We start from the raw sequence: 12,071 nt of genomic DNA on the forward strand, positions 1-12,071 counted from the left end.
TCAGCCGGCGCCACCCACCGATAACCCCCAAAGACAGGCCACCATGACCGCCCCCGCCGTTGCTTCCGTCGCCGACATCCGCAAGACCTTCCTGGACTTCTTCGCCTCCAAGGGCCACACCGTGGTGGCGTCCAGCCCGCTGGTGCCGGGCAACGACCCGACGCTGATGTTCACCAATTCGGGCATGGTCCAGTTCAAGGACGTGTTCCTGGGCACCGACAAGCGCAACTACGTGCGCGCCGCGTCCGTCCAGGCCTGCCTGCGCGCCGGCGGCAAGCACAACGACCTGGAGAACGTGGGCTACACCGCCCGCCACCACACCTTCTTCGAGATGCTGGGCAACTGGTCCTTCGGCGACTACTTCAAGCGCGAATCGTTGAAGTGGGCCTGGGAACTGCTGACCGAGGTTTACAAGCTGCCGCCCGAGCGCCTGCTGGCGACGGTGTACGCCGAGGACGATGAGGCCTACGACATCTGGACCAAGGAAATCGGTCTGCCGCCCGAGCGCGTGATCCGCATCGGCGACAACAAGGGCGGCCGCTACAAGAGCGACAACTTCTGGATGATGGCCGACACCGGCCCCTGCGGCCCCTGCTCGGAGATCTTCTACGACCACGGTCCCGAGATCCCCGGCGGCCCCCCGGGCAGCCCGGACGAAGACGGCGACCGCTTCATCGAGATCTGGAACAACGTGTTCATGCAGTTCGACATGAAGGAAGACGGCTCGGTCACGCCGCTGCCCGCCCCCTGCGTGGACACCGGCATGGGCCTGGAGCGCCTCGCCGCCATCCTGCAGCACGTGCACAGCAACTACGAGATCGACATCTTCGACGTGCTGATCAAGGCCGCTGCCCGCGAAACCGGCACGACCGATCTGGACAATCCGTCCCTGAAGGTGATCGCCGACCACATCCGCGCCACGGCGTTCCTGATCAGCGACGGTGTGATTCCCAGCAACGAAGGCCGGGGTTACGTGCAGCGCCGCATCATCCGCCGCGCCATCCGCCATGGCTACAAGCTGGGCCAGAAGACGCCGTTCTTCCACAAGCTGGTGCCCGATCTGGTGAAGATGATGGGCGAGGCCTACCCCAACATGGCCTCCCAGGCCCAGCGCATCACCGAGGTGCTCAAGGCCGAGGAAGAGCGCTTCTATGAAACGCTGGCCAACGGCATGGAAATCCTGGACGCCGCCCTGGCCGATGGCGCCAAGGTGCTGCCGGGCGATGTGGCCTTCAAGCTGCACGACACCTATGGTTTCCCACTCGACCTGTCGGGCGACGTCTGCCGCGAGCGCGGCCTGACGGTGGACGAGGCTGGTTTCCACGCCGCCATGGAAGCGCAGAAGGCCAAGGGCCGCGCCGCCGGCAAGTTCAAGATGGACAAGGCGCTGGAATACACCGGCGCCGGCAACACCTTCGTTGGCTACGAGCAGCTCGAAGCCCCCGCCAAGGTGGTGGCGCTGTACCTGGACGGCACGCCGGTGGCCGAACTCAAGAGCGGCCAGCAGGGCGTCGTGGTGCTGGACACCACGCCCTTCTACGCCGAGAGCGGTGGCCAGGTGGGTGACGAAGGCCTCATCACCAGCGGTTCCGCCAGCTTCGCGGTGGGCGACACGCAGAAGATCAAGGCAGACGTGTTCGGCCACCATGGGGCGGTGGAGCAGGGCACGCTGGCCGTGGGCGACAGCGTCACCGCCTCGGTCAACCTCGACCAGCGCGCCGCGACCATGCGCAACCACAGCGTCACCCACCTGATGCACAAGGCCCTGCGCGAGGTGCTGGGCGCCCACGTGCAGCAGAAGGGCTCGCTGGTCGATGCCGAGAAGACGCGCTTCGACTTCACCCACAACGCGCCGGTCACCGACGAGCAGATCCGCGAGATCGAGCGCCGCGTGAACATGGAGATCGTCGCCAACGCGCCGACCCAGGCGCGGGTGATGGACATCGAATCGGCCAAGTCCACCGGCGCCATGATGCTGTTCGGCGAGAAGTACGGCGACACCGTGCGCGTGCTGGACATCGGCAGCAGCCGCGAACTCTGCGGTGGTACGCACGTCAAGGCCACGGGTGACATCGGTTTCTTTAAGGTCATGAGTCAGAGCGGTGTGGCAGCTGGTGTTCGCCGGATAGAAGCCACCACGGGTCTCAACGCCTTGAAGTACGTTCAAGCAATCGAGACAGACTTGTCCGAAGTGAGTTTTGAACTTGGTTTTGAAAGTGCAAACGGCTCGCAGCTCCTTGAAAAAATTGCGAAACTCAACTTGGAGTTGAGCGCTGCACGAAAGGAAGCTATTGCCCTTAAAGGCAAGCTGGCCTCGGCCCAGGGCGACGAGCTGGTGAACCAGGCGGTGGACGTCAAGGGCATCAAGGTCCTGGCGGCCACGCTGGCCGGCGCCGACGCCAAGGCCCTGCGCGAGACCATGGACAAGCTCAAGGACAAGCTCAAGACCGCCGCCATCGTGCTGGCCGCCGTGGACGGCGGCAAGGTGCAGCTGGCCGCAGGTGTGACGGCCGACAGCGTGGGCAAGGTCAAGGCAGGTGAACTGGTCAACTTTGTCGCCCAGCAGGTGGGCGGCAAGGGCGGCGGCAAGCCCGACATGGCCATGGCCGGTGGCACCGATGCATCGGGTCTGCCAAAGGCGCTGGCGTCGGTGCAGGCCTGGGTTTCTGAAAAACTGTAAATCTCAGCCCGGGCTGGGCCATTTGAGGTCCAGCCCGCTTTCAAAGCTCCGTTGCTCGCCCGTCACCGGGTCCGTGAAGGCGATGGCACGCGCCAGCAGGCGCAGCGGGTCGGCATAGTCTTCGGCCTCCCCAGGCCCGCGCCGCACGCGCGGGTAGAACTGGTCGCCCGCCAGCGGCAGGCCCAGCGCGGCCATGTGCACGCGCAGCTGGTGGCGCTTGCCAGTGACAGGCTCCAGGCGGTAGCGGCCCCAGGCGCCGCGACGCTCCAGCAGGGCGATGGCGGTTTCGCTGTTGGGTTCGCCGTCCACTTCGGTCATGCGGTAGAACGCTTCGGGGTCTTCGGCCATGCGGCTTCGGTGCACCCGGGGCAGCGCCAGCGCCGGGTTCAGCGGCGCCATCGCTTCGTAGACCTTGTCCACCGAGCGCTCGCGGAACAGCGCCTGGTAGGCACCGCGGTCCTGCGGGCGCAGGCTGAACACCACCAGTCCGGCGGTCTCGCGGTCGATGCGGTGGATGGGACTGAGCGTGTCGATGCCGGTGGCCTGCTTGAGCCGCACCAGCAGACTCTGGCGCACGAAGCGGCCGGTGGGGGTGACCGGCAGGAAGTGCGGCTTGTCGACCACCAGCAGGTGCGCGTCCTGGAAACGCACCGTGGCCTCGAACGGGATCTCGGGCTCGTCGTCCAGCGCACGCCAGTAGTAGAGCCGGCCGCCGCCCCGGTAGGCATTGTCCGCGCGCACCGGCTGGCCGTGTTCGTCCAGCACCTGGCCGTCGGACAGGCGCTGTTGCCAGGCGCCGCGGTCCACCGCCGGCAGGCGCTCGGCCAGAAAGTCGAGCAGGGTCGGCCAGCGACTGTCGCCCGCAGGCCGCAGCGGCAGCGCCACGCAACTGGGCGAAACGCCGTCGCGGGTCGGGATCAGGGGGTTTTTCGGCGGACGGGCCATGGTGGAAGCGGGTATTCTCTGCGCCTTCTCACCCAGACCCCGCCGCGATGATTGCTGTGCTGCCCCTGTGTTCCGAACGTTCCGCCCGCCGCTGGCGCGTGCTGGGCGCGCTGCTGCTGTCGGTGCCCCTGCTGGGTGGCTGCGCGGTGATCGCGGTGGCCGATGTCGCGGCCTCGGCGGTGGTGGGCGTGGCCGGCCTCGCGGTCGATGCCGCCGTGGGCACTGCCCGCATCGGCGGCAAGATCATCGGCGCCGGGGCCGACGCGGTGCTCGACGACGACGAAGACGAAGCAACGGACGACTGAGCCTTGCGGCGGGCTCAGACCCGCCGGAACACCAGGTCCCAGACGCCGTGGCCGAGCTTGAGGCCGCGGTTCTCGAACTTGGTCAGCGGGCGGTAGTCGGGCTTGGGCGCGTAGCCGTCACCGGCGGCCGGCGCGGTGTTTTGCAGCAACGGTTCGGCGCTCAGCACCGCCAGCATCTGCTCGGCGTAGGGCTGCCAGTCGGTGGCCAGGTGCAGGTAACCCCCGGGCCTGAGGTGGCGCGCGAGCCGGTTCACAAACGGCCACTGGATCAGACGGCGCTTGTGGTGGCGGCTCTTGTGCCAGGGGTCGGGGAAGAAGATGTGCACGCCGTCCAGGCTCTGCTCGGGCAGCATGTGGTCCAGCACCTCGACCGCGTCGTGGCGGAAGATGCGGATGTTCTCGATGCCCTGTTCGCCACAAAGCTTGAGCAGGGCGCCCACGCCCGGCTCGTGCACCTCGCAGCACAGGAAGTTGTCGCCCGGCCGCACCTGGGCGATCTGCGCCGTGGCGCCGCCCATGCCGAAGCCGATTTCCATGATCAGCGGTGCCTGCCGGCCAAAGGCCGCGACCGGGTCCAGCAGGGTGGACGCGTCGTAGTTCAGCAGGAAACGCGGACCGAACTGCTCGTAGGCACGCTGCTGGCCGGGGCCTACGCGGCCCGTGCGCAGCACGTAGCTCTTGACCACGCGCATGAAGGGCTTGGACGGGGTGCCCGGCTGGGCGGCATCTGGGGTGTGGGGCGTGGAATCGTCGGACATGTGAGGCTGCCGCAGGCCATGGATCGCCCGGGGTGCGTGATTGTAGGTGCGGTGCTGTACTGAAAAAGAATGTGCCTTGCCGGGCTGCGCGATGGGCGGTCCCATCGGGCGTATGAAAGTTGCTTCACAAGGTGTGAGCCATGGTTAGCATTCGCGGCATCTTCGTTGGGAATTCATGACACACCACACCTCTTCCATCCGCCGCGGCCTGACCCGCCGAGCCTTTGCCGGTGGCATCGCCGGAGCCGCCGCCCTGGCGGTGCCCGCGCTGCGGGCGCAGTCGTCCAACCGCATCGTGCTGGGCCAGTCGGCCGCCTTCACCGGCGCGGCCGCCCAGTTGGGCATCCAGTTCCACGCAGGCGCCAAGCTGTTCTTTGACCAGTACAACGCCCAAGGCTCGGGCCGGGCCCGGGTCGAGATCGAGCAGATGGACGACGGTTACGAGCCGGACCGCTGCGCGGAGAACACCCAGAAGCTGCTGGACAAGGACGTGTTCGCGCTGTTCGGCTATATCGGCACGCCCACCAGCGTGGCGGCGCTGCCGCTGGCGACCAAGGCCGACATGCCGTTCATCGCCCCGTTCACCGGCGCCATGTCGCTGCGCCAGCCGTTCAACCGCATGGCCTTTCACCTGCGGGCCTCGTACAACGACGAGACCGAGCTGATCGTCAAGAACCTGGTCAACCTCGGGCTGACCCGGGTCGCGGTGTTCCACCAGAACGATGCCTATGGCAAGGCCGGTCTGGACGGCACCGTGCTGGCGTTGGCCAGCCGCGGCCTCAAGCCGGTGGCGACCGGCACGGTCGAGCGCAACAGCGTGGACGTGGCGGCGGCGGTGGCCACCATCAACGCCGCCAACCCGCAGGCCGTGGTGCAGATCAGCGCCTACAAATCCTGCGCCGCGTACATCCGCGCGGCACGCAAGGCCGGCTTCGGCGGCAGCTTCTACAACGTGTCTTTCGTGGGCACGCAGGCGCTGGCCGATGAGCTGGGCAAGGACGGGGCCGGCGTGGTGGTGTCGCAGGTGGTGCCCAACCCGTTCAGCACCGCCAAACCCATCACCCGCGAGTTCAGGGACGCCATCGCCCAGGGCGGCAACAAGGTGCAGGCCAACTTCTCCAGCCTGGAAGGCTATCTCGCCGCCAGGCTGGTGGCCGAAGGCCTGCGGCGCGCGGGCGGCCGTTCGGGCCGCGACGGTCTGATCAGCGGGCTGGAGGCAATTGGCGACACCTCGTTCGAGGGCTATGCGATCTCCCTCGGCCCGAAAGACCACGTCGCGTCGTCGTTTGTCGAGCTCTCGATGCTGACCGGCGACGGCAAGGTCCGGACCTGATCCCGCGTCAGCCGGTGATCGGTTCGCGCCAGGGCCAGGCGCGGGTCCAGCGGGCCAGCGCCTCGTGCAGTGGGCCGGCCGCACCCGGCAGGCCCAGCACCGCGGCCGCGGTCTGAAGCGCCGCCAGCGGATCGCGCAGGTCCAGGGCCTTGGCCCCGTTCTGCTTGCTCAGCTTTTCTCCGCTGGCGTCCCGCACCAGGGGTGTGTGCAGGTACGAGGGCGTGGGCAGGCCCAGGGCACGCTGCAGCAGGATCTGGCGCGGCGTGTTGTCGGCCAGATCCTCGCCGCGCACCACATGGGTGATGCCCTGTGCGGCGTCGTCGACCACGACCGCCAGCTGGTAGGCCCAGAGGCCATCGGCGCGGCGCAGCACGAAGTCGCCCACCTCGGCGGCCACATCCTGCTGCTGAGCCCCGAGGCGCCGGTCCTGCCAGTGCATCTCACCGGGGTCGACCTGCAGCCGCCAGGCGCGAGCCGCCTTGCCCTGCAGGCCGCCGCGCTCGGGCCGGCAGGTGCCGGGGTAGACGGCGGCGTGGTGGCGTTCGCGGTGTCGGCCGGCGGCGTGCAGGGCGGCTTCGATGTCCTTGCGCGAGCAGGCGCAGGGGTAGGCATCGCCTTGTGCGATCAACCGGTCCAGCGCCGCCTGGTAGTGGGCGCCGCGCGTGGATTGCCAGCACACGGGCTCGTCGGACACCAGGCCGCAGGCGGCCAGCTGTTCAAGGATGAGCCGGTCGGCCCCGGGCACGCAGCGAGGCGTGTCCACGTCTTCGATGCGCACCAGCCACGCCCCGCCGTGTGCCCGCGCATCCAGCCAGCTGGCCAGCGCCGCGACCAGGGAACCCGCGTGCAGCGGGCCGGTAGGAGAGGGGGCGAAACGTCCGCGGTAGCCGGATGCCACGGTTGTGTCAGATCACCGCAAGCGCCAGTTCGAGCCCGGACACGAAGGCGTCCTCGACCCGGTGGCCCAGACACCAGTCGCCACACAGGCCGATGCCCAGCGCCGGATCGAACAGGTGCGACCGGCCCAGCGGGGTCTGGGTCTGCGCGTAGCGCCAGCGGTGCACGACGGCGTGGGGTGGCGTGGCGCGGATGCCCGTGATCTCGGCGAAGCCCTTGAGCAGCTTGGCCTTGACGCGCTCGGCATCGTCTTCCAGGTGTTTGGTGGACCAGGCCGGGCTGGCCTGCACGGTCCAGCGCTCGATGCGCTCGCGCCCGGGCTTGCTGTTCTCGCGGGCGAGCCAGCTGATGCGGTGGTGGGTGCTGCGCGCGGCGTTCCACTGCGGGCCCAGGTGTGCCAGGCCCGGCTGCATCGCGTTGGGATAGGCCACCATCAGCGTCCAGCAGGGCGCCACCTGCACCTCGGTGAGCGCCTGGCGCAGGTCGGGGGCCAGGCCGGAGGACTGCAGCAGGTCGTGCGCCTGCATGTGCGGCACGGCCAGCAGCACGCGGTCGAAGCCGCCGATCACCATCTGGCCACCATCGGCGTCTTCGGCCCGCAGCTGCCACTGCTCGGGGTGCAGCGCGTCGCGCTCGATGTGGTGGACACGGGTGCCGGTGAAGGTGCGGGCCGGCAGGTGACCGTGCAGTTCGGGCTGGGCCAGGGGCTGGGCCCAGTGGTTCACCAGGCCGCTCATGCCCGGCACGGCGACGAAGTGGGGTTCGGTGGGCGGCGGGGCGCTGGCCAGCACATGGCCGAAGGCGTCGAGCACGCGCACCGTGCTCACGCTCCAGGGGCGCACCTGGGCCTGGGCGGTCAGCAGCACGCGGGCAAAGCGGCTGTCCCGCACCGTGAAGTACTGGGCGCCGTGGTCGAAGCCGCCGAACTCGGTGCTGCGGGTCGCCATGCGGCCGCCAAAGCCGCGGCTCTTTTCGAACACCGAGACGCGGTGGCCTGCCTGCAGCAGTGTTCGCGCGCACGCCACGCCGGCCATGCCTGCGCCGATCACTGCAAAGTGCAGCGGCTCGGTCACCTTGGGAGCCCGGGCAGAGGTCGTGCGTTTGCTGGGAGCCTTCTTGTTGTTCATGGTGTGGCGCAGTGGGTTGGGATGAGAGCACTGTAGCAGTGCAGATGCGGTTGCAGGCTTGCGGCGCCTCAACCCACGTGATGGTTTTCCAGCAGGGCGCTGCGGGTGGTCGGGTGCTGCAGGCGTTCCAGCCACCAGCGCATGGCCTGGCCGGCCTCGCCGCTGTGCGGCCGGCGCCAGGCATAGCCGACGCGGAAGACGTGGTTGGGGCGCTGGACCGCCTTGACCACCAGGTGGCCAGCCGAGATGTAGGGCTGGGCCAGTGGCAAGGGCAGGAAGCCACAGCCCAGGCCGCGCAGCTGGGCTTCGAGCTTGTGCTGCATGGTCGGCACGGTGAGCACGTCTTGCCCGGGCAGGATGTTGAACGACTGCCCGTTGCCGCGCTGGGTGCTGTCGGCCACCGCCACCGCCCGGTGCGGGCGGATTTCGTCGTCCCCGATGCTGTGCTCGATGTCCGCCAGCGGGTGGTGCGGCGCCACCGCGAACACGAAGCGCAGCTGGCCCATCGGCGCGGTCTGGATGTCCGGTAGCGAGGCGTCGGCCGACACCCCGAGCGCCAGGTCGGCCAGGCCACCCCGCAGCGCCTCCAGCGTGCCCGAGAGGGTTTCGGCCCGGATCTTCAGCCGGGTCGGGGCGCCCGTGGCGTAGAACGCCTCGCACAGTTCAAACAGCGTGCTGCGAGCCATGACCGCGTCGGTGGCGATGGTCAGCTGCGGCTCCCAGCCGGTGGCGACCCGCTTGACGCGCTGGGCCACCGCATCGAGTTCGTCCAGCAGGTACTGGCCCGAACGCAGCAGTTCGGCCCCGGCGGGGGTGAGCTGGGCGCGGCGCGCGCTGCGGTCGAACAGCAGCACGTCCAGCGCGTCCTCGACCTGCCGCACGCGGTAGGTCAGGGCGCTGGGCACCATGCCCAGCTCACGGGCCGCGGCGGCCATGCTGCCCAGTCGCGCGACCGCTTCGAGCAGGCCCAGGTTTTCCGGAGACAGGGCAGACCGGGGGGCGGTGGAGGCCATGGAATCACCATCGGGAAAGTGGTTGTGGAGACATTTTCATTCAACTGGATTGAATGGTGCCAACAATTTCCTGCGACCTCCCAGGTGGGCGCCGTGCCCACAATGACTCCCATGCCGGCACTCTGTCGGCGCCAGCAGGAGACCCACATGATGAAAATCCGCCGCTCCCAGGACCGTGGTTATGCCGACCACGGCTGGCTCAAGAGCCACCACTCCTTTTCGTTCGCGGGCTACCACGACCCGGCCTGGATGGGCTGGGGCAACCTGCGCGTGATCAACGAAGACCGGATCGCCCCGGGCACCGGTTTCGGCACGCATGGTCACCGCGACATGGAAATCATCAGCTACGTGCTGCAGGGCAACCTGGCGCACAAGGACAGCATGGGCAATGTCAAGGGCATCCCGCCGGGGGAGGTGCAGCGCATGAGCGCCGGCACCGGCGTGATGCACAGCGAGTTCAATCATGCGCCGAACAGCGTGACGCACTTCCTGCAGATCTGGATCGAGCCGTCCCGGCGCGGCATCGAGCCCGGCTACGAGCAGAAGGCCTTCGACGCGGCGGAGAAGACCGGCCGGCTGCGCCTGGTGGCGTCGCCCGATGGTGCGCAGGGCTCGGTCACCATCCACGCCGACGCCTCGCTGCACGCCGGGCTGTTCGACGGTGAGCAGCGCGCCGAGCTGGCCATCGACCCGGCGCGCAAGGCCTATGTGCACCTCGTCCGTGGCGCGCTCGATGTCAACGGCCAGCGCCTGCAGGGTGGCGACGCCGCGCTGCTGGCCCAGGAGGAGCGCATCGTGCTCGAACACGGCGACAGCGCCGAGGTGCTGGTGTTCGATCTGTCCCAGTGAGCAGGGCCTGGCCCTCTGTCTCTTTTCACCATCCCGCGCTCCGGCGCATTCACTCAGGAGTCACAAATGGCAAAAGTTGTCGTGGTCTATCACTCGGGTTACGGTCACACCCAGCGCATGGCGCAGTCGGTGGCCCAGGGCGCTGACGCGGAGCTGCTGGCGATCGACGCCGATGGCAACCTGCCCGAAGGTGGCTGGGAAACGCTGGATGCGGCCGACGCGATCATCTTCGGCTCGCCGACCTACATGGGCTCGGTGAGCTGGCAGTTCAAGAAGTTCGCCGACGCTTCCAGCAAGCCCTGGTTTGCCCAGAAATGGAAAGACAAGGTGGCCGCAGGCTTCACCAACAGCGCTGGCATGAACGGCGACAAGTTGCAGACGCTGAACACCCTGTTCACCCTGGCCATGCAGCACGGGATGATCTGGGTCAGCCAGGGCCTGATGCCCAGCAACACCAAGGGCGCGCAGCGCAACGACGTGAACTACCTGGTGAGCTACAGCGGCGCCATCGCCCAGTCGCCATCCGATGCCGGCGCCGCCGACATGCTGCCGGGCGATCTGGAGACGGCCCGCCTGTTCGGTGAGCGGGTGGCGTCTGTGGCTGCGAAATTCAAGGGCTGACCACGGGTCGGCACCTGTGTCCGTGGCCGGGATGGGCCTTACCATCCCGGCCATGAAAATCTTCTCGATCCTCCCCTGGGCAGACTGGCTGGCGCTGGTCTGCTTTTTTGCCTTGTGGGTGGGCTACGCCTGGTTCGCCAAGGTGCTCGGGCAGCGCCGGTCCTCGCTGCTGATCACCACCAACCGCTACCGGGGCTACTGGATGAAGCAGGCGGCGATGCGCGACCCGCGCATGCTCGATGGTCTGATTACGCAGACCCTTTCCAACACGCCGGCGTTCTTTTCTTCCACGTCCATTCTGGTCATCGGTGGTCTGTTCGCCCTGCTGGGCACCACCGACAAGGCGACCGAGCTGATGAGCGAGATCCCGTTCGCCCAGGCGACGCCGCTGATCGTCTTCGAGTTCAAGATCCTCGTGCTCGTGAGCATCTTCGTCTACGCCTTCTTCCGCTTTTCCTGGTGCATGCGGCAGTACACGTTTGTGGCGCTGGTGATCGGATCCATGCCGCCGCCGTCCGATTTCCAGTCCGGCAAGTTCGATGCCCAGGAGTACGCCCACCGGGCGGCGGCCATGGTGGGCGCCGCCGCCGAAACCTTCAACGACGGCCTGCGCGCCTACTACTTCTCGTTCGCGGCGCTGGCGTGGTTCATCTCGCCGCTGGCGATGGTGCTGGGCACCATGGCCGTGGTGGCCATTCTCTACAGCCGCGAGTTTCACTCCGAAGTGCTCAAAGTCTTGCGGGACTGAGGGGGCGCGGGGTCGTGTCCCGGATGTGGGCCAGGGACGCGGCCGAAAACAGCAACCCCAGCGCGGCGCCGCCCAGCACGTCCAGCGCTACGTGCTGCAGGGTGGCCATGGTCGACCAGGCGATGGCCACGCAATGCAGCGCGGACAGCCACAGCACCCAGACCGGCGTCCGGAGCTGGCGCAGGAGGCGGTGCAGCCAGCAGGCGCTGAAGACCGCCGAGGCCACGTGCAGCGACGGGCAGGCGTTGCCCGCGGCGTCCACGCCCTTGATCAGGGCCAGGCCCGGGTAGAGCGCCCAGTCGACGTCGAACACCGGCGTCTGCGTGGGCCAAGCCCAGAAAATGGCCAGTCCGGTCAGGCACAGCGCGCCGACCCACACGCCGAACCAGATCAGGGCCCGGAGGTTGCCGATCAGGGCGGGTGCGAGCGACACATAGACCCAGAGCGACAGGTAGACCGGAAACGCTGAGGGGGTGAACTGCACCCAGTGGTCCAGCCAGATTTCGGGCATGACCGTGGGATCGGCCTGCGGGTTCTCCAGCAGCGCGAAATAGGCGCGGAAGAACAGGAACATGAAGGCGCTGGTGCCGATGGCCTTGAGCCAGGTCTGGAAACAGATGCGTTGCCATACCCGCGACCACCAGCCCTCGGCGGCCGGCGCCAGGGTCTCCATCGAGGGGATCATGTCAGGGCGAGGGGACCGGGTCCCCGAAGGTGCGGGCTGTACAATCGAAAGCTTCCAAAAATGAGATGTTCGGCGGTCTGCGCCGGGCTTCGTGCTGGCCCTGCGGTCCA

At 68.0% G+C, this 12,071-nt stretch carries 12 protein-coding genes; 6 read left to right on the forward strand and 6 right to left on the reverse strand.

From position 1 onward, the window contains the following. Window positions 1–43: 43 nt before the first annotated feature. Window positions 44–2,680, forward strand: coding sequence for an alanine--tRNA ligase (gene alaS / locus HPS01S_RS16190; RefSeq protein WP_066158323.1), 2,637 nt, complete (start codon window positions 44–46; stop codon window positions 2,678–2,680). Between the two features lie 3 nt (window positions 2,681–2,683). Here the strand turns inward: alaS and HPS01S_RS16195 are convergent, their stop codons facing one another. Next, entirely contained in the window at window positions 2,684–3,625 is a 942-nt protein-coding gene (locus tag HPS01S_RS16195) for a pseudouridine synthase (RefSeq protein ID WP_066158325.1), read from the reverse strand. Between the two features lie 47 nt (window positions 3,626–3,672). On the opposite strand from HPS01S_RS16195, the gene HPS01S_RS16200 reads away from it, so the two are divergent. Continuing rightward, window positions 3,673–3,930: a hypothetical protein gene (locus HPS01S_RS16200; RefSeq protein ID WP_066158327.1), complete on the forward strand. Its 258-nt coding sequence runs from the start codon at window positions 3,673–3,675 to the stop codon at window positions 3,928–3,930. 14 nt (window positions 3,931–3,944) lie between these two features. Here HPS01S_RS16200 and trmB read toward each other — a convergent pair whose 3' ends face one another. Then, entirely contained in the window at window positions 3,945–4,688 is a 744-nt protein-coding gene (trmB, locus tag HPS01S_RS16205; RefSeq protein WP_066158329.1) for a tRNA (guanosine(46)-N7)-methyltransferase TrmB, read from the reverse strand. 175 nt (window positions 4,689–4,863) lie between these two features. Here trmB and HPS01S_RS16210 point away from each other — a divergent pair, with 175 nt between their 5' ends. Next, on the forward strand, window positions 4,864–6,021 hold the full coding sequence (locus HPS01S_RS16210; protein ID WP_066158331.1) for an ABC transporter substrate-binding protein: 1,158 nt from the start codon (window positions 4,864–4,866) through the stop codon (window positions 6,019–6,021). Between the two features lie 7 nt (window positions 6,022–6,028). Here HPS01S_RS16210 and gluQRS read toward each other — a convergent pair whose 3' ends face one another. The 3 genes from gluQRS to HPS01S_RS16225 all read right to left on the reverse strand — a co-directional run bounded on the left by gluQRS (window position 6,029) and on the right by HPS01S_RS16225 (window position 9,058). Next, window positions 6,029–6,919 (reverse strand): tRNA glutamyl-Q(34) synthetase GluQRS, encoded by an 891-nt coding sequence (gene gluQRS, locus HPS01S_RS16215; RefSeq protein ID WP_066158333.1) that lies wholly within the window; start codon window positions 6,917–6,919, stop codon window positions 6,029–6,031. A gap of 7 nt (window positions 6,920–6,926) precedes the next feature. Further along, a complete protein-coding gene (locus tag HPS01S_RS16220; RefSeq protein ID WP_143434379.1) occupies window positions 6,927–8,045 on the reverse strand; it encodes an NAD(P)/FAD-dependent oxidoreductase in 1,119 nt (372 codons plus the stop codon). 68 nt (window positions 8,046–8,113) lie between these two features. Then, window positions 8,114–9,058: a LysR family transcriptional regulator gene (locus HPS01S_RS16225; protein WP_066158335.1), complete on the reverse strand. Its 945-nt coding sequence runs from the start codon at window positions 9,056–9,058 to the stop codon at window positions 8,114–8,116. Window positions 9,059–9,205: 147 nt separating this feature from the next. Here HPS01S_RS16225 and HPS01S_RS16230 point away from each other — a divergent pair, with 147 nt between their 5' ends. The 3 genes from HPS01S_RS16230 to HPS01S_RS16240 all read left to right on the forward strand — a co-directional run bounded on the left by HPS01S_RS16230 (window position 9,206) and on the right by HPS01S_RS16240 (window position 11,276). Continuing rightward, window positions 9,206–9,907 (forward strand): pirin family protein, encoded by a 702-nt coding sequence (locus HPS01S_RS16230; RefSeq protein ID WP_066158337.1) that lies wholly within the window; start codon window positions 9,206–9,208, stop codon window positions 9,905–9,907. Window positions 9,908–9,973: 66 nt separating this feature from the next. Next, on the forward strand, window positions 9,974–10,528 hold the full coding sequence (locus tag HPS01S_RS16235) for a flavodoxin family protein (RefSeq protein ID WP_066158339.1): 555 nt from the start codon (window positions 9,974–9,976) through the stop codon (window positions 10,526–10,528). A 52-nt stretch (window positions 10,529–10,580) separates the two neighbouring features. Beyond that, window positions 10,581–11,276: a DUF599 domain-containing protein gene (locus HPS01S_RS16240; protein ID WP_066158472.1), complete on the forward strand. Its 696-nt coding sequence runs from the start codon at window positions 10,581–10,583 to the stop codon at window positions 11,274–11,276. Here HPS01S_RS16240 and HPS01S_RS16245 read toward each other — a convergent pair. Further along, window positions 11,257–11,961 carry a phosphatase PAP2 family protein gene (locus tag HPS01S_RS16245; protein WP_241559724.1) on the reverse strand — a complete coding sequence of 235 codons (705 nt, stop codon included), beginning with the start codon at window positions 11,959–11,961 and terminating at the stop codon, window positions 11,257–11,259. The genes HPS01S_RS16240 and HPS01S_RS16245 overlap by 20 nt on opposite strands. Window positions 11,962–12,071 lie beyond the last annotated feature (110 nt).

It is taken from the genome of Hydrogenophaga pseudoflava NBRC 102511 (assembly GCF_001592285.1).
Lineage (GTDB): Bacteria > Pseudomonadota > Gammaproteobacteria > Burkholderiales > Burkholderiaceae_C > Hydrogenophaga > Hydrogenophaga pseudoflava.

What these genes read in the sequence shown, in the direction of transcription:
- HPS01S_RS16225 (WP_066158335.1), bottom strand. Translation starts at nt 9,058, where the DNA reads ATGGCCTCCACCGCCCCCCGGTCTGCCCTGTCTCCGGAAAACCTGGGC.
- trmB (WP_066158329.1), bottom strand. Translation starts at nt 4,688, where the DNA reads ATGTCCGACGATTCCACGCCCCACACCCCAGATGCCGCCCAGCCGGGC.
- HPS01S_RS16195 (WP_066158325.1), bottom strand. Translation starts at nt 3,625, where the DNA reads ATGGCCCGTCCGCCGAAAAACCCCCTGATCCCGACCCGCGACGGCGTT.
- HPS01S_RS16210 (WP_066158331.1), top strand. Translation starts at nt 4,864, where the DNA reads ATGACACACCACACCTCTTCCATCCGCCGCGGCCTGACCCGCCGAGCC.
- HPS01S_RS16240 (WP_066158472.1), top strand. Translation starts at nt 10,581, where the DNA reads ATGAAAATCTTCTCGATCCTCCCCTGGGCAGACTGGCTGGCGCTGGTC.
- HPS01S_RS16230 (WP_066158337.1), top strand. Translation starts at nt 9,206, where the DNA reads ATGATGAAAATCCGCCGCTCCCAGGACCGTGGTTATGCCGACCACGGC.
- HPS01S_RS16235 (WP_066158339.1), top strand. Translation starts at nt 9,974, where the DNA reads ATGGCAAAAGTTGTCGTGGTCTATCACTCGGGTTACGGTCACACCCAG.
- HPS01S_RS16200 (WP_066158327.1), top strand. Translation starts at nt 3,673, where the DNA reads ATGATTGCTGTGCTGCCCCTGTGTTCCGAACGTTCCGCCCGCCGCTGG.
- HPS01S_RS16220 (WP_143434379.1), bottom strand. Translation starts at nt 8,045, where the DNA reads ATGAACAACAAGAAGGCTCCCAGCAAACGCACGACCTCTGCCCGGGCT.
- alaS (WP_066158323.1), top strand. Translation starts at nt 44, where the DNA reads ATGACCGCCCCCGCCGTTGCTTCCGTCGCCGACATCCGCAAGACCTTC.
- HPS01S_RS16245 (WP_241559724.1), bottom strand. Translation starts at nt 11,961, where the DNA reads ATGATCCCCTCGATGGAGACCCTGGCGCCGGCCGCCGAGGGCTGGTGG.